The following is a 1,152-nucleotide window of genomic DNA, read 5'->3' as shown; positions in this document are numbered from 1 at the left end:
ATGGAAGTATATAGGACGGTTATATCCCTCCTCTATTCCCGTGCGCCTTCATGTTACCGAAGTCTAACAGGGTATTCCCTTCATGTCTTCCCCCCCTTACTATCCGGGCGAAATCCTGCGAATAAGCGAGCATTCGTGAGAAAATTATAWCGTACCAAGGGAGCTTAACGACCTGATCCTCTAAAGCACACTCCAGTTATTACTTAATGATTTATCCTTAACGGTCGTGCGCTTTATGTTCCTTAGGATCTGATAAACTACTCGGTATAATAAGAATCCGATTAGTGTCCCCGCGCTGTTTAAAATCAAATCATCTACATCGACTGACCTTGTACCGAGGGAAAGAAGTGATATGGTCAACTGGATCATTTCAATTGCGAGAGACACCGATAGTCCGTATAGGAATGCTCTCCCCACCGTTTTGACCTTCATAATCCCCAAGAGTATACCAAAAGGAAGCAGCAAAAGAAGATTTCCCAAGACATTTCGAATACCGACCATATAATAATAATGATTGAGCGAGCCGGAAATACTCTTAAACGGAATGAGGTTATAAGAAAGGACAACACCGTTTGTTTTCATATCCGCAATTAGCTGCTGGTCAATAGGCATGGGAAAGAACGTCACTGAAATAACCGCGCCCCCGTAAATCAAAGCCAATATACTGACAACATGGAAGATAAATCGTTTTTTGAAGAGCAGGTTAAAGATGATGAGAATTGGTACTCCTATCACGACTATTGTAATAAAGGCAAAGCTGGTGTCAAGCATCCCTCGTACTCCTTCCAATCTAAGAAATTTCTTAGACTTAATTCGCCACACTTACAGTATTTACCTTCGCCGAAAGTTAAAGTAAGTCCGAATGATACTCTAAACTGCCCGTTAGTGCAACGAAGCTGCCAATCCAGATTGAGGTCGAAGTCATTGCAGTTAAACGAACATTTTATGAGCCAACACAATGGCATTAACCGCTGATACAGTATCCTTGGCTACCAGCTGTTCATCCAGCTTAAAATGAAGTTGTAAGGTAGAGACTGGTGGATTTTTAGTAGAAATCATGAGCCCAACCTCATGAGATGAAAGCACTTTCGCTTGAATGATTTGCAGCCAGGGGATAAGATCCGGTAATGATTTATTCTCCGAAGGGCCGGT

The 1,152-nt window shown here is 42.2% G+C and carries 1 protein-coding gene and 1 pseudogene; both read right to left on the bottom strand.

The annotated features are described in order from the left end of the window. Positions 1-180: 180 nt before the first annotated feature. Positions 181-771 carry a VanZ family protein gene (locus AC1DPK_RS34125; protein WP_477513026.1) on the bottom strand — a complete coding sequence of 197 codons (591 nt, stop codon included), beginning with the start codon at positions 769-771 and terminating at the stop codon, positions 181-183. Positions 772-930: 159 nt separating this feature from the next. Next, positions 931-1,152: pseudogene (locus AC1DPK_RS34120) on the bottom strand (hypothetical protein); the annotation flags it as partial.

Source organism: Paenibacillus sp. 01T424 (assembly GCF_056398745.1).
The sequence above is the reverse complement of the archived record's forward strand: the minus strand, read 5'-3'. Positions and strand labels throughout refer to the sequence as shown.

Bases quoted from the DNA above. Each gene is read 5' to 3' on its own strand.
- AC1DPK_RS34125 (WP_477513026.1), bottom strand. From the start codon at position 771: ATGCTTGACACCAGCTTTGCCTTTATTACAATAGTCGTGATAGGAGTA.